Below are 13,916 nucleotides of genomic sequence, written 5' to 3'. Positions count from 1 at the left end.
TAAGCGTCTGGTCAGCGACGTATTGAATGGCGCAGCAATTTAATCGATGATGGCATCACACCGCTGGGAAGCGGCGTCATCTCAAAGGGCTGCCGGTAGGTTGCAGTTCCAAGGCAAGAAATCATCAACCCGGTTGACGGGATGATCGGCGATATGCGTCAGCACGTGACGCAACCAGGCTTCGGGGTCGACACCGTTCAGCTTGGCCGTGCCGATCAGCGAGTAGATTGCGGCAGCGCGTTCGCCGCCGCTGTCGGCACCAGCAAACAGGTAGTTGCGACGCCCAATGGCGACGCCACGCAAGGCGCGTTCGGCCGCCGAGTTATCAATCTCGATGGCGCCATCGTCGCAGTAACGCAGCAGCGCCGGCCACAGCTTGAGCGCGTACAGGATTGCAGCGGCAGTGTCGGATTTGCGTGACAACGTGTCGAGTGTGGTGCGCAGCCAGCGTTCCAGCTCATCGAGCAAAGATCGCGCACGTGCTTGCCGAACCTGCCTTCGTTCCTCTGGTGGCTGGCCTCGGATCTCCGCTTCGATCACGTACAGTTCGGCAATGCGGCGTAGCGCTTCGGTAGTCAGCGCGGTCGGTCGCGCCGCATGCAGATCGTAGAACTTACGACGGGCGTGCGCCCAGCAGGCCGCTTCGCGGACCGTGCCGTCGTCGAACAAGGCGTTGAAGCCGGCATAGGCATCGGCTTGCAGTACGCCTTCAAACTTGGCCAGGTGCGTTTGTGGATGGATGCCTTTACGGTCGGGCGTGTAGGCAAACCAGACGGCTGCTGGCGTCGTGTCGCCAGCTGGCCGGTCATCACGCACATAGGTCCACAGGCGCGCGGTTTTGGTCTTGCCATTACCCGGTGCCAGCACCGGAATCGGGGTGTCATCAGCATGCAGTTTCGATGCCGCCAGCACATGGCGTCGAATGGCGTCAACCAACGGACGCAGCAACGCGCTGGCTGCACCGACCCAGCTGGCCAGCAAGGCGCGATCAAGATCAACGCCTTCGCGAGCATAGATCACGGACTGCCGGTACAGCGGCAGATGATCGGCGAACTTCGCCACCAGAATGTGCGCGAGCAAGCCAGGACCGGCGATACCGCGCTCAATGGGCCGGCTTGGTGCTGGCGACTGGACGATGGCATCGCAGCAGGCGCATGCCAGCTTGGGACGCACATGGCGGATCACACGGAAGCTGGCCGGTACGAATTCCAGTTGCTCAGCGACGTCCTCGCCCAGCGGCCGCAGGCCGCCACCACAGGCCGGGCAGTCTGCGGCTGTGGGCGCATACACTTTCTCGTCACGTGGCAAGTGTTCGGGCAAAGGCTGACGCACTGACTTCTTGCGCGGCGCCTGATCGGCGGCCGGCATCTCACGCGCAGCCTCGGCCTCGTCGGCCTGCAGGTCTTCCAGTTGTAGCTCCAGCTGCTCGATCTGGTGGTCCAGCTTTTCCGACTTGCGGCCGAACTGCATGCGCCGCAATTTGGCAATCTGCAGCTTGAGGTGTTCGATCTCGACGGCGCGTGTGTTGAGTTGTTCCGCCAGTCCCGCCAACTGCGCATCGCGCTCTTGCAGCATGCGCTCACTGGCCAACAGCAACGCCTTCAAGGCATCGATATCGTTGGGGAGGTCGGCTGGGCTGAGCATGCGCCAAGTTTACGCGAGGTGCCTTACGTTTACAAGGCCGACGTTGGCTTCCAAGTGCGTTCTGGCCGCCGCCAATCGATACCCTCCAGTAGCATCGACAACTGCGCCTGCGACAGCGCTACCGAGCCACTAGTCGCCTGCGGCCAGATGAAGCGACCACGCTCAAGGCGCTTGGCCAACAGGCACAGGCCATCACCAGTCCACCAAAGTAATTTGATGAGGTCGCCGCGCCGGCCACGGAACACAAACACATGACCACTGAACGGATCTTCCTCCAGCGCCGACTGCACTTTTGCAGCAAGGCCATTAAAGCCGGAGCGCATGTCCGTAGTGCCGGCAGCCAGCCATACCTTGGTGCCAGCAGGCAGACCGATCATCGTAGCACCCGATCCAACACTTGCGCCAGCGTGGCCGCATTGGGCTCGCCTTCAATCCGCACGCGGACCTCGCCCATTTCAAGCACGATAGTGCCGTTGGCATGGGAGCTGGTGTTGCTCGGCGCAGGCGCCGTTGGCGCCAGCACCACCGGCAAAAGGCCATCTTCTCGCAACAATGCAGGTACGCCAAGGCGTCCTTGTTGATACAGCCGGCGCCAGCTGAAGACTTGGTTGGCATTGACGCCGTGCTCACGCGCGATGCGCGCGACCGAAGCGCCAGGCTCCAGCGACAGCGCCACCAGGGCTCGCTTGAACTCCAAAGGGTGCTGGCGGTAATGGCCGCGTGAATTCGTGGAAATGATCGGTTGAAAATTTGTGTCCATAATCGAAAATTGTGGGCACAAAATTGTGCCGAAATTCGATCATGGATGACGTTGGTCACGCAGTCCAGACGGCGCTGGGAAGACGCTTACATTTAATCTGCGCGGGAGGCGTCTTCAAGAAAGAAACCTCAACCGTCATCCACGCTCAGCTGACTAACTCGTCTAATCGCTTCAATTTTTTCGCATGGTGAATGACTGCTTCTGGCCGGAACCGGCATCACAGTTTCTGATACAGAAATGTTGGACACGTTCCCGTCCCATCTTTGCTAAATTTAACCACCTGAGTCAGCACAGTGGTGACGTCATGATACTCGGTCAGCGGCAAAACCTTGTCTTGATCGGTATCACGCTCACAAGACAAGACCGCGTTGGATTCGTAGCGCAGAACGTGCAACAACGCTTGCAAAAACATATCCGCGCTTGGCCAGAGATATGCACGCTTACGGTCAAGTGTAGGCAGTAGAGCAATCACTTTTCCCTCAGCGTCGCCACACTCCATAATTTTGCCAAGCAAAGTCTCGCCCACATAGCAAAGCAATTCGTCAGTCTCTCCGAAGGGCGTGACAAACGGCTTTATCGAAATAGTTTCTACTTGTGCCGGAATACGTAACCAAAATGAATCCGGTGAGAATACGAACGTTGAGGTCATTACAAATCTGATGCGGTTGAAGTGAGGTTCTAGGTGTCTTCCTGTGGCCGCTTGCTGCCATTGGCAACTTCCGCCCCGAAGAGCCGCTCGCTTAACGAGCGTAAAGTAGAGTTAAAGTTTCGTACCTTTCCAAAAAAAGGAGCGCATCTTATCGGCGAGTACATCCATGTCACCCTTGCGAAAAACGTGGATTGCTTTTTGGGACTCATCGTCATCATGGAAACCGGAGACCATGATCCCAAGCTTGAGCGACACAACAAAACCGACGCATTCTTGAAGTTCGGTATCTTCTACCGCTAACCAGTCAAGAAATTCAGTCGTCCATAGAATTGCAATGCCATTGATCGTTCCATTGCATCCGGGCAGTAACGTAACTTCACGAAGGGCGCCGGACGGGGCTTCATGCCGCAAGATGATGCCCGGATAGTGTAACTCCTGGTCTCCTGCCCGATTATGGGTTCGCCTTTCGGGAGTGCCGAATACGGCGATGACGCAGGACTCCTGGACTCCGAACGCTATTTTATTGATGCTTTCGTAGGAAATAATATGGGTCATGTGTAGATGGGTAGTGACTATCATGTGCTCTCGTCAATTGGCAAATTTCAAGGACGTTCCCTTTTGGCCAGTTGCCATCATGCACAGATTCCGTGGCCAAAGCGATCTTTCCAAACCAGAGCTCAACTGACGTTTATACTGCGTCGTTACCACACAGTATTTTTACGCGCCTCATTGAGCCACTTTTCTGCCAAAGTAGGAAGAATCTCAGAGGCCTTGCCTCGCAAGAATGTGAAACCATACGGTAGCTTTTCAATAGCGAGAGAAACCAGCACTTTCATGGCCCTGCCGCGTGCAGCCTTGACTAAAGAAGCAGCTGGGAAAACAGATAACGATGTGCCGACCACAAGGACTCGGGACGCGGTGGCGATATGGTAGCGTGCCTCTTCGAGAAACTGTACAGTTTCACCGAACCAAACAATGTCTGGCCGAAGTTGTGTTCCATCTTCACAAACCTGCCCCATTAAAATGGGTGCAGCGTCAATTCGGTAGCGGTTGCGTGCTTCCGAAGTTCCACGTGCATAAACAAGTTCTCCATGCAGATGAATCACTCTTCGTGACCCTGCGCGCTCATGCAACTCGTCCACATTCTGGGTAATTACGACCACATCGTAGGCCGCCTCAAGAGAAGCGATTGCTTGATGGCCCACATTCGGAGATGCTTGCGATGCTTTAAGTCTACGTTCGTTATAAAACTCCAAGACAGCTTCAGGGCGACAATTCCAGCCATCAGGACTAGCTACCTCTTCCCACGAATACGTTTTCCAAAGGCCATTTGAATCGCGGAAGGTTGGCAAACCGCTTTCCGCGCTGATGCCCGAACCTGAGAGAACAACGATCTTGTTGGGCTGAACTTCTGGCTTCATATCGACTATACGGAGTGTATTAAAGAATAAAGGGCTGTATTGTTTGTGGAGCGTATCTGTCGTCCGCTACTGGCCGACAGCTGCAAGCGCCCCGCTACGGCAACCGGTGCCGGAACGTCGGCTCGATATTACGCGCATGCAGCCAGCGCACGATGTCTTCCAGGCTGGCGTCCTGCAGCAGCAAGCCCGGCTGCGTCGGTGACTGGGTCACCACCGTTGGCAATGGAGCGGCGACGGGAGCCGGCACGGCATTTGCCAGCCCCGCATGTCCCTGCAACTTGGCCAGCGCCTGCGCGAATTGTCCCGGATTGATGCTGCGCAAGCCTTCCAGGAAGCCCAGCTGTGCCGTCGGCGGCGGCGGCATGTCCAGGCCAGGCTCGTCGACGAAAGCGGCGCCCATGCTGGGGTGGATGAAGGCGGCCCATTTGCCCGACGGCTGCAACGCGGGCGGCAGCGCCGCCTGTTCCACGTAGTCTGGCGGCGCGGCGGCGAGGATGTCCGTCGAAACGGGTAAAAAGGTGGAGCGCAGCAGTTGCACGAACTGGCGCGCCTGGGTGACGGGCACGGGCGTGGCCAGGGACAGCCACAACTGGAACGCCGTGCCCGAAATGCTGACGGCGGGCGCCGGCAAGTCCAGCTCGTGCTGTACGGCATTGGCGATCGTGCACAGCGCGCTCCAGTGCGCTTCGCCGCCGCCCTTGCCACCGAACTCCAGTACCAGCGCGCGCGTCAGGCCGCTCCCGGTCACCAGTTGCACCGCCACCGTCTGTTCGCCCGACAGATGGCGCGCCAGCACGGCCGGCGTCAGCAGCTGCGCGCCGCCGTCCGCATCGACGTATTGCTGCTGTTCATCGAACAGATACAAACGGGTGAGTTCGGAAATCAGTTTGTGCATGGGCGGCCTCGTAATGACGTTGAGCAAGACTTGTCAACATGCCCGGATTATAGCCTCCCCTGCCCCCGGGTCTCGGCGCGGACGCCGTTGCCTCGCTTGAGCCAGCGCAATCGCCCACCGCACGCCAATAGCCGATTGCGCGTGCGCGCGTTGATCGCGCGGCGGCACAGGTCTATAGTGGCATCTTCCCCACCTGTTCAAGGATAGGATCGCCATGAAACTCTTTTACTCGCCGGGCGCCTGCTCGCTGGCGCCGCACATCATCCTGCGCGAAACGGGCACGCCGTTCACCCTCGTCAAGGTCGACCTGGGCCAGCACCGGACGCCGGAAGGCGGCAGTTACTATGAACTCAACCCCAAAGGCCAGGTCCCGCTGCTGGCGCTCGACGATGGCACGACCTTGAGCGAAGGCCCGGTCATCGCCCAGTACATCGCGGAACTGGCGGGCAGGCAGGATTTATTGCCGCCCGTGGGCAGCCTGGCCCGCTACAAGGTGCTGGAATGGCAGAATTACATCACGTCCGAGCTGCACAAGTCGTTCAGTCCCCTGTTCGATTCCCGCATCGACGCCGCCACCAAGGCCATCTTCATCGAGCAACTGGGCAAGAAATATGCGTGGATCGACAGCCGCCTGGAAGGCCGGGCCTACCTGACCGGCGACACGATGACCGTGGCCGATCCCTACCTGTTCGCCGTGACTGGCTGGGCGCCGCAGCTGGGCGTGGACCTGTCGCAGCTGGCCAATGTGCAGGCATTCCTGGGCCGCATGACCGAGCGCGACAGCGTCAAGGCGGCGCTGGAAGCGGAAGGACTTGCCCAGGCCGCCTGAACGCCGCTGCATGGGGTTTCCCCGGGCTGGCGGCGCGCGACAGTCCCGTGCTAAGATCGTGGCGTCGAAAAAGGTGGACCGGCGTGGTGAGCCCCGGTCAGCCGTCCGCCTGCGGACGGTCATATTCCAGCCCTGGGGGCCGCGGACCACGACGAAAAGCGGACGTGCGCCGTTTTTTCGTCGGCGTGCGTTCCGTCACCCTGCTGCCTGAACGGCGTTCCGCCTGCCGCGAAAAATCACCACGTCCTTGACCGAGTGTGCTCTGCACAACCTCCAGGACGACATCATGAAACCAGCTTCAATCCACACCCCTGTACTCATCATCGGCGGCAGTCTCGTCGGGCTTTCAGCCTCGCTCTTCCTTGCATGGCGGGGCGTGCCGCATATCCTCGTTGAAAAACACCACGGCAGCGCCGCCCATCCCCGCGCCACGGGCTTTACGGAACACACGCTGGAATTTTTCCGCGCCGCCGGCATCGCCGAGCGCATTCCCCAGGTACCGCCCGGCGCCACCGTGCGCCGCGCCCGCGTGGAAAGCCTGGCGGGCCAGCACTACGAGGAATTGCCATGGACGCCAGGCCAGCCGGAAGAGCGCGACGGCAAGGCCTCGCCCATGGCCGGCGCCGCCATCGCGCAGGATTTGCTGGAACCGATACTGCGCGAGGCCGCCCGCGCACGGGGCGCGGACCTGCGCACAGGCGTGGAACTGCTGTCCGTGCAGCAGGATGCGCAGCGCGTCACGGCCCAGCTGCGCCAGCGCGACACGGGCGCATGCTATGCCGTCACGGCCGATTACCTGATCGCCGCCGATGGCGCGGCCAGCCCCATCCGCGAACAGCTGGGCATCGCGCGCCAGGGCGCCGGTCCCCTGCGCGTGCTGCGCAGCGTGCTGTTCCGCTGCGCGGAGGCGGACGCCTTTCTGGAACGGGGCATCCGCCAGTTCGACATTGACCAGCCAGGCTTCAAGGGTTTCCTGGGCACGTATTCCGATGGACGCTGGTTCCTCATGTTTGAAGAACAAAGCGAGAGCACCGACGCGCAATTGCGGGCGCTGGTCCGCCAGGCCCTGGGCAAGGACATGGCGTTCGAGCTGATCACGACGGGGCGCTGGGAGCTGGCCGGCCTGATCGCGGACAGGTTCAGCGAGGGGCGCATTTTCCTGGCCGGCGATTCTGCCCATCAATTGCCGCCCACGCGCGGCGGCTACGGCGCCAACACGGGCATCGACGACGTCTACAACCTGGCATGGAAGCTGCAAAGGGTGGTGCGGCAACAATCGCGCCCTGCCCTGCTCGACACCTATACGGATGAGCGCCGGCCCATCGCCTGGCTGCGGCACCAGCAAACCTTCGCCCGGCCGGACTACGCGAAATGGGTCGGCGACGGCTACCAGGACGCGCCACTGTATGGCAACCTTGCGATGGAACTGGGCCAGCTGACACGCTCCAGCGCCATCCTCGGCGCGGACGCGGTACTGCCGCCGGCCGCCCACCCGCGCGACTGGAACGGCCAGCCAGGCACGCGCGCGCGCCACGTATGGGTACGGCATCGCGGCAACAGCGTCTCCAGCATCGACCTGTTGACCGAGGATTTCGTGCTGCTGACAGCCGATCCCCGCTGGTCCGCCGCCGCCGCGCACCTGTCGTTGAAGACCTTGCTGGCCGGCGCCGACGTGATTTTCCCCGCCGACCAGGCGTTCGGCGACACTTTCGGCACAGGCGATGACGGCGCCGTGATCGTCCGGCCGGACGGCATCATCGCCTGGCGCTCGGCCCCGGCGGCAGTACCGGACGCCATGCTGCTGCGCGCCGTGATGGAAAAAATCGCCTTGCCGCACGGCTGACGGCAACGGCGCCGCCGCGCTGTGCGAAAATGCCCGCCTTTGCCATAGCCGGACTTTGCCCATGCCGCACGCTGCCATTGCTACCCTTGCTACCCTTACCGAACGCGACGCGCGCCGCATCGCCCGCCACGCCCAGGCGGCCGATGCGGCCCGCTTTTTGCATCCGGTGCAGCAAGCCTTGCTGCACCGGCGCGGCTGGCTGACGATGCTGGCGCCGCGCGGCGCGGGTGGCGCCGAGCTGCCCCTGCCGCAAGTGGTGCGTCTGGAAGAAGCGGTGGCCGCCGTCGATGGCAGCATGGGCTGGGTGCTGACCCTGTGCGCGGGCGCGGGCTGGTTCGCGGGCTTTCTGGCGCCGGACATGGCGCGGGCCATCATCGGCACGCCCCGCGTCTGCCTGGGCGGCAGCGGCGCGGCGACTGGTTACGCGGACGAAGAAGGCGACGGCTACCGCATCACGGGCAGCTGGGACTACGCCAGCGGCGCGCCGATGGCCACGCACTTTACCCTGAACGCCCTGCTGCGGCGCGATGGCCAGCCCCTGCTCGATGCGGACGGCAAGCCGCGCATCCGCGCCTTTCTCGTCCCCGCCGCGCTGGTGCAGCTGGTACCCTCGTGGAACAGCATCGGCATGCGCGCCAGCGCCTCGCACAGTTACCGCATCGATGGCCAGTGGCTCGGCAAAGAACATGGCTTCACGATCAGCGCCGACACCGCGACGGCCGATGGCCCCCTGTACCGCTACCCGTTCTACTCGCTCGCCTACGTGACCCTGGCCGCCAACGTGGCCGGCATGGCCGCGCATTTCATGCAATTGGCCGAGGAGTGCATGCGCCACCGCCGCCACGCGCGCGCCGGCTTGCCGTTGCTGGACGTGCCGGAAGTAGCCGCCATGCTGCAAGGGAAAAAAGATGCCTGCACGGCCGCCCGCGCCCGCTTCTATGCCGTGCTGGACGACAGCTGGGCCCAGGTAGCGGGCGGCGCGGCGCTCGACGCGGACGGCATGCAGGCCGTACAGACGAGTTCACTGGACCTGGTCGCCGCCTGCCGCACGGCAGTCGATGGCCTGTACCCGTACTGCGGCCTGTACGCGGCCCGCGAAGACAGCACCATCAACCGCGTCTGGCGCGACTTTCATACGGCCAGCCAGCATTCATTGCTGCTGCCCTGACGGCCGCAGCTTCAGCGGTTCGGCGATCGTCAACACCACGAGGAAAGTCAGGCAGGAAATGGCTGCCATGAAGCCGAACACATAATCCCAGCCGTAATGATCCAACAGCATGCCGACGATCCACGGCGTGGCCGCGCCGCCCAATTGGCCGCCCATGTTGACGACGGCGTTCGCCACGGGGAATTTTTCCTTCGAGACGAATTGCATCGGATACACCATGTAGGCGGAAAAACCTATGCTCAGCAGCACGCCCGTGAGGAATAACAGCGCACCGTATTGCAGCGGGTCGGCCGGCGCATGGATCAGCAAATACATCATGACGGCCGTCGACAGGGCGGAAATGAGCATGCCGGGCTTCCTGCGCTTGTCGAGCACGCGGTCGGCCAGCAAGCCACCGAGGATATTGCCGAAGACGGCGCCCACCCACGGCGCGGCCGCCACCATGCCCATGTTCATGATGGAAAATTGTTTGACGGTCAGCAAATACGTGGGGATCCAGGCCAGCAGCACGCTGGAAATGCCCAGCTGGCAGCAATAGCCGAGCGCGCAGCCAAGGATATTCCACGAGGCAAACACGCCACGGCTGGTGGTAACAGCTGGCACCTCGCGCACGCGGATCAGCTTGTCGAGCCAGGGCATGGGCCGCGACGTGGCCGCCGTGCCGGTGCTGCTGCCATCCGGCGCCTTTTCCTCGATGACGGCCAGTTCTTCGGCGTTGACGAAGCGGCTTTCGCCCGGCTTGTTGGTGACGAGGAAATACCAGAAGATGGCCAGGATCACGCCGGGCACGGAAAACCAGATGAACACTTCGCGCCAGCCCCAGGCGGCGATGATGGCCGCGCCCAGGATGGGCGTGATGACGGGACCGAACTTGACGGCGGACAAGAACAGGCCCGAAGCCGTGCCCTTCTCGCGCGAGGGAAACCAGTGATTGATGGTCGTCGTCACGCCGATCGGCAACGGTCCTTCCGCCAGGCCCAGGCCGATGCGGCACAGCTTTAATGACAGCAATGAACCCACGAGCCCCGTCAGCCCGGTGGCAATCGAGGTGAGGATCATGGAAATGGTAAACACCCTGCGCACGCCGAACTTCGACAGCAGCCAGGCGGAAGGCAGTTGGGCCAGCGCATAGGCGACGAGGAACAGGCTGACGAGCCCGCCCGCGTCGGTATTGCTCATTTCGAACTCCTTGCGCAGGAATGGCAAGACCACGCCCAGGTTGGCGCGGTCGGCGGCGGCAATCGTGTAGACGATGAAAAACAGGGCCGCGACGACCCAGCGGTAGCGCGTGGGACGGCGGGCGGCCAGCGGTGCGGCCGGCGCCGCAGCCGGGGCGGTGGTAATGGTATGCATGAGATGTCTCCTGATTTTTTTCTAGTGATGGCGGATGTCAGCGCAGTTCCAGCCGGCGCAAGGTCTCTTCCAGGCCCAGCAGGTCGACGGTCGTGGCGCCGTCTCGGATCTGCTGGCGAAATTGCGCTTCCTTTTCTTCGCGCTGGCGGCTTTTCCGCAGCACCGCGTCCACCTCGTGGCGCTTCACCACCACCACGCCGTCCTGGTCGCCGACGATGACGTCGCCGGGATCGATGGCGACGTCGCCGATGGTGACGGTCACGTTCAGGCGCCCCGGCTGGTGCTTGCCCGTGCCCTTGATCGACAAGCCCCGGCTGAAGACGGGAAAGCCGGCCTCGGTCATGGCGGCCGCGTCGCGCACGGCGCCGTGGATCACCAGGCCGGCAAGGCCGATCCGCTGCGCCTGCTCGGTAAACACGTCGCCCCACACGCCCGCTTCGAGGAAACCCTTGGCGTCGACCACCAGCACGTCGCCGGGCCGGGCCTTGAGCATGGCGTAGTGCAGCATCAGGTTGTCGGCCGGGCGCGTATCGACGGTCAGGGCGGGGCCGGCCAGGCGCATGCCGGGCGCAATCGGCTTGATGCCGCTGTCGAGCGCGCCTTTCGCGCCCTGTGCTTCATAGATGGTGGCCGCACCCAGCTGGCGCAGGGCGTGCAAGGTGGCAATGGAAACATGCTGGTCCATGGTGTGCTTTCTGAGAAGTAAATAAAGAGGGAGCTCAGGCGGCCGCAGGCTTGCGCTGCAAGGTGTGGTAGCCGAACTGGCGCCGCGCGTCGCGCAGGGACATGCCATCCAGCGCGGCGGCAACGATGCGCAATTCCACGGCCTGCATGGCCAGGGCGCGCTCGAACACGGCATGCGCCCGACCCGCCGGCACGATGACGACGCCATCCTGGTCGGCCACGACGATGTCGCCTGGCGCCACGCGCACGCCGGCCAAGGTGACAGGTGCGCCGACGGCGTCCACCTGCACCCGGTCCTTGCCGGTGCGCATGAAGCGCCCCAGCGCAAACAGCGGGTAGCCGGCGGCGTCCGCTTCGGCCGTGTCGCGGCACACGCCGCCGATGACGGTGCCGGCCACGCCCCGGTGGGCCGCCAGCTGGCTCATGATGCCGCCCCATACCGTGCAATCGCTGCGGCCGGCGTTGTCGAGCACGGCAATGGCACCCGTCGGAATATCGTCGAGGTAATCGCCCACCGTACCGGGCGACTGGCTGTCGACGGGGGCGAAGCGCACGGTGAAGGCGGGGCCGAACAGGCGCCGCGGCCCGGCCACGGGGACGAGGCCGGGCACGCTGCCGGGCAAGCCGAAATAGTCGAGCGCGTCCGACACTTCCGCGCTGCTCAGGCCCTGCGCCTGCGTGAATACACTGTCTTCCATGAAACGTCTCCTGATCTTGTTGTCGTGGAGCCCAGTTTCATATAAAGTGTTTTCAATATCAAACATCGATTATTGACTCTTGGATCAATAAAAATGAACCTAAGACAGTTGCGGTATTTTTGTGAAGTAGTAGAAGCGGGCAGCGCCACGCACGCGGCCGAGCGCCTGCACGTGGCACCGACGGCCATCAGCATGCAGCTGGGGCAGCTGGAAGCCCACCTGGGCGGCGAGCTGTTCGACCGTTCGCGCCGCCCCATGGAGCCGACGCCGCTGGGCCGGTTTTTCTATCCGCGCGCCAAGGAGCTGCTGCTGCAGGCGGCGCGGCTGGACGACGAGGCCAAGGGCCTGGCGACGGGCAGCCACGGCTGGCTGGGCATCGCGTTTACCCGCTCGGCCACGTTTTCCGTGCTGCCGCGGGCCATCCGCCAGTTTCGCGCCGCCTATCCGCAGGTGCAGCTGGACCTGGTCGAGGCCCTGTCCGAATACCAGCCGGCGCAGCTGCGCCAGGGCCGCATCGATATCGGCCTGTCGCGTTTCATCGGCCCCTGCGAAGCGCCGCCCGACCTGCGCCACGCGGTCACGCTGGACGACCCGCTGGTGGCCGCCCTGCCCCTGCGCCATCCATTGGCGGGACGCACGTCGCTGCGCGCGGCCGAGCTGGCGGACATCCCTTTCATCCTGTATCCGAAAGACCCGATCAGCCCGTTTGGCCAGCAGATCGTCGCCGCGCTGAAGGCGGCGGGCGCCGAGCCGGCCGTCGCGTATTCCGCTGTGGAAATCTACACGGCCCTGTCACTGGTGGCCGCCGGCCTGGGCGCCACCTTGGTAGCCCGCTCGATCGCGGAAAACAACCGCACCGACGTCGTCTTCCTGCCCGTGGACGACATCGCTACCAGCACCACCGTGGTGGCCGTCACGCGGGCCGATGAAAAAAGCCGCCTGGTGTCGGCTTTCCTCGACATCCTGGCGCACGGCGAGGCACGCTGACGGCGCATCAGAGATCAAGGTGTTGCGTCCGTGTTCCAGGCAAAGGCTGGCGGACGCCATGCGGACTGTATTGCCTGATACTATGAGGCATTGCTACTTTTCGCTCTCCCACCCATGCACGTCAACACCCTCAGCAGCCTGGCGCAACTTTTGGCCAGCGCCGAAACGGAAACCCTGGCCTTTCCCACCAGCATCAATACGGCCCTGCTCCTGCAAAAGGAACTGGCCAACCCCGATTGCCACTCGACCGACATCAGCCGGCTGCTGCTGTGCGAACCGACCTTGTCGGCGCGCGCCGTGGCGCTGGCCAATTCGGCCATGTTCGCGTCCGGCCACACGCCCGCCATCACCAGCGTGCGCGCCGCCGTCGAGCGGCTGGGCCACCGCAACCTGTATGCGCTGGCGACGGCGGCCGTCATCCGCCAGCTGAACGCGGGCATCCGCGACGAAGCCTTGCGCGCCCGCGCCACCCAGCTGTGGGCGCACACCGTGCACGTGGCGGTGCTGGCGCATGGTCTGGCAGGCACGGTCACGCGGACGGACGCCGATACGGCGCTGTTCGCCGGCATCGTGCATGAAGTGGCCGGCTTTTATCTGCTGGCCCAGGCGGACAAGACCCCGGGGCTGTACGACCACCTGGAAACGCAGATGGCCTCCACTCTGGAAGTGATCGGCCGCGCACTGATGCGCCAGCTGGGCGTGCCGCAGCCGGTGGCCGATGCCGTCAATGCCTTGCCCGGCTCGACCATCATGCTGCCGCCCGAAGGCTTGCGCGACACCCTGCTGCTGGCCAAGGCGCTGGCGCCCGTGCCTTCGCCGCTGCCGCAGGCCGGCATCACCGTCAGCACGCCGCTGCAAGAGTACCTGGAACACGATCCCGTGCTGCAGGCGCTGCGCACGCAGCCATCGGCCGAAGCGAAAGGCCTGATCGAGGTACTGCTCAGCTGATGGCCGATCTGCTATGATGGCGCAGGCCGGGATGGAC

General features: G+C 63.3%; 15 protein-coding genes. 5 read left to right on the top strand and 10 right to left on the bottom strand.

Translation table 11 applies throughout. The features are described from left to right. Positions 1-81 precede the first annotated feature (81 nt). From tnpC to CLU90_RS03205, 7 genes are all read right to left on the bottom strand, one after another. Complete coding sequence (gene tnpC / locus CLU90_RS03235) at positions 82-1,644, bottom strand: IS66 family transposase (RefSeq protein WP_100427165.1); 1,563 nt, start codon at positions 1,642-1,644, stop codon at positions 82-84. A 29-nt stretch (positions 1,645-1,673) separates the two neighbouring features. Further along, entirely contained in the window at positions 1,674-2,021 is a 348-nt protein-coding gene (gene tnpB, locus CLU90_RS03230; RefSeq protein ID WP_100427164.1) for an IS66 family insertion sequence element accessory protein TnpB, read from the bottom strand. Beyond that, positions 2,018-2,383 (bottom strand): IS66-like element accessory protein TnpA, encoded by a 366-nt coding sequence (tnpA, locus tag CLU90_RS30200; RefSeq protein ID WP_442906730.1) that lies wholly within the window; start codon positions 2,381-2,383, stop codon positions 2,018-2,020. Before tnpA ends, tnpB begins: the two co-directional genes overlap by 4 nt. A 238-nt stretch (positions 2,384-2,621) precedes the next feature. Beyond that, entirely contained in the window at positions 2,622-3,053 is a 432-nt protein-coding gene (locus CLU90_RS03220; RefSeq protein ID WP_100427162.1) for a hypothetical protein, read from the bottom strand. Positions 3,054-3,164: 111 nt separating this feature from the next. Continuing rightward, on the bottom strand, positions 3,165-3,632 hold the full coding sequence (locus CLU90_RS03215) for a hypothetical protein (protein WP_100427161.1): 468 nt from the start codon (positions 3,630-3,632) through the stop codon (positions 3,165-3,167). A 122-nt stretch (positions 3,633-3,754) separates the two neighbouring features. Continuing rightward, positions 3,755-4,474 (bottom strand): SIR2 family NAD-dependent protein deacylase, encoded by a 720-nt coding sequence (locus CLU90_RS03210; RefSeq protein WP_100427160.1) that lies wholly within the window; start codon positions 4,472-4,474, stop codon positions 3,755-3,757. Between the two features lie 94 nt (positions 4,475-4,568). Continuing rightward, a complete protein-coding gene (locus CLU90_RS03205; RefSeq protein WP_100427159.1) occupies positions 4,569-5,369 on the bottom strand; it encodes a TOTE conflict system archaeo-eukaryotic primase domain-containing protein in 801 nt (266 codons plus the stop codon). A gap of 214 nt (positions 5,370-5,583) precedes the next feature. Here CLU90_RS03205 and gstA point away from each other — a divergent pair, with 214 nt between their 5' ends. The 3 genes from gstA to CLU90_RS03190 all read left to right on the top strand — a co-directional run bounded on the left by gstA (position 5,584) and on the right by CLU90_RS03190 (position 9,209). Then, the gene (gene gstA / locus CLU90_RS03200) at positions 5,584-6,198 is read left to right on the top strand and encodes a glutathione transferase GstA (RefSeq protein ID WP_100427158.1); all 615 of its coding nucleotides are present in this window, start codon (positions 5,584-5,586) and stop codon (positions 6,196-6,198) included. A 286-nt stretch (positions 6,199-6,484) separates the two neighbouring features. Beyond that, entirely contained in the window at positions 6,485-8,041 is a 1,557-nt protein-coding gene (locus CLU90_RS03195; protein ID WP_100427157.1) for an FAD-dependent monooxygenase, read from the top strand. A gap of 61 nt (positions 8,042-8,102) precedes the next feature. Next, positions 8,103-9,209, top strand: a complete 1,107-nt coding sequence (locus tag CLU90_RS03190; protein ID WP_100427156.1) for an acyl-CoA dehydrogenase — start codon at positions 8,103-8,105, stop codon at positions 9,207-9,209. Here CLU90_RS03190 and CLU90_RS03185 read toward each other — a convergent pair. Genes CLU90_RS03185 through CLU90_RS03175 form a run of 3 tightly spaced genes read right to left on the bottom strand, consistent with a single transcriptional unit; the run spans position 9,192 to position 11,944 of the window. Then, a complete protein-coding gene (locus CLU90_RS03185; RefSeq protein WP_100427155.1) occupies positions 9,192-10,562 on the bottom strand; it encodes an MFS transporter in 1,371 nt (456 codons plus the stop codon). The genes CLU90_RS03190 and CLU90_RS03185 overlap by 18 nt on opposite strands. Before the next feature lie 37 nt (positions 10,563-10,599). Then, positions 10,600-11,247, bottom strand: coding sequence for a 4-carboxy-4-hydroxy-2-oxoadipate aldolase/oxaloacetate decarboxylase (locus CLU90_RS03180; protein WP_100427154.1), 648 nt, complete (start codon positions 11,245-11,247; stop codon positions 10,600-10,602). A gap of 34 nt (positions 11,248-11,281) precedes the next feature. Beyond that, positions 11,282-11,944, bottom strand: coding sequence for an RraA family protein (locus tag CLU90_RS03175; RefSeq protein WP_100427153.1), 663 nt, complete (start codon positions 11,942-11,944; stop codon positions 11,282-11,284). Positions 11,945-12,037: 93 nt separating this feature from the next. On the opposite strand from CLU90_RS03175, the gene CLU90_RS03170 reads away from it, so the two are divergent. Together CLU90_RS03170 and CLU90_RS03165 are read left to right on the top strand one after the other, a co-directional pair. Further along, on the top strand, positions 12,038-12,931 hold the full coding sequence (locus CLU90_RS03170) for a LysR family transcriptional regulator (protein WP_100427152.1): 894 nt from the start codon (positions 12,038-12,040) through the stop codon (positions 12,929-12,931). Between the two features lie 114 nt (positions 12,932-13,045). Then, entirely contained in the window at positions 13,046-13,879 is an 834-nt protein-coding gene (locus CLU90_RS03165) for an HDOD domain-containing protein (protein WP_232731054.1), read from the top strand. The last annotated feature ends 37 nt before the right edge of the window (positions 13,880-13,916 follow it).

It is taken from the genome of Janthinobacterium sp. 67, assembly GCF_002797895.1.
Classification (GTDB): domain Bacteria; phylum Pseudomonadota; class Gammaproteobacteria; order Burkholderiales; family Burkholderiaceae_D; genus Janthinobacterium.
The sequence above is the reverse complement of the archived record's forward strand: the minus strand, read 5'-3'. Positions and strand labels throughout refer to the sequence as shown.

Coding starts and splice junctions, on each gene's coding strand:
- CLU90_RS03175 (WP_100427153.1), bottom strand. CDS start 11,944: ATGGAAGACAGTGTATTCACGCAGGCGCAGGGCCTGAGCAGCGCGGAA.
- gstA (WP_100427158.1), top strand. CDS start 5,584: ATGAAACTCTTTTACTCGCCGGGCGCCTGCTCGCTGGCGCCGCACATC.
- CLU90_RS03210 (WP_100427160.1), bottom strand. CDS start 4,474: ATGAAGCCAGAAGTTCAGCCCAACAAGATCGTTGTTCTCTCAGGTTCG.
- CLU90_RS03180 (WP_100427154.1), bottom strand. CDS start 11,247: ATGGACCAGCATGTTTCCATTGCCACCTTGCACGCCCTGCGCCAGCTG.
- CLU90_RS03190 (WP_100427156.1), top strand. CDS start 8,103: ATGCCGCACGCTGCCATTGCTACCCTTGCTACCCTTACCGAACGCGAC.
- CLU90_RS03195 (WP_100427157.1), top strand. CDS start 6,485: ATGAAACCAGCTTCAATCCACACCCCTGTACTCATCATCGGCGGCAGT.
- CLU90_RS03165 (WP_232731054.1), top strand. CDS start 13,046: ATGCACGTCAACACCCTCAGCAGCCTGGCGCAACTTTTGGCCAGCGCC.
- CLU90_RS03215 (WP_100427161.1), bottom strand. CDS start 3,632: ATGATAGTCACTACCCATCTACACATGACCCATATTATTTCCTACGAA.
- tnpC (WP_100427165.1), bottom strand. CDS start 1,644: ATGCTCAGCCCAGCCGACCTCCCCAACGATATCGATGCCTTGAAGGCG.
- CLU90_RS03205 (WP_100427159.1), bottom strand. CDS start 5,369: ATGCACAAACTGATTTCCGAACTCACCCGTTTGTATCTGTTCGATGAA.
- CLU90_RS03170 (WP_100427152.1), top strand. CDS start 12,038: ATGAACCTAAGACAGTTGCGGTATTTTTGTGAAGTAGTAGAAGCGGGC.
- CLU90_RS03220 (WP_100427162.1), bottom strand. CDS start 3,053: ATGACCTCAACGTTCGTATTCTCACCGGATTCATTTTGGTTACGTATT.
- CLU90_RS03185 (WP_100427155.1), bottom strand. CDS start 10,562: ATGCATACCATTACCACCGCCCCGGCTGCGGCGCCGGCCGCACCGCTG.
- tnpB (WP_100427164.1), bottom strand. CDS start 2,021: ATGATCGGTCTGCCTGCTGGCACCAAGGTATGGCTGGCTGCCGGCACT.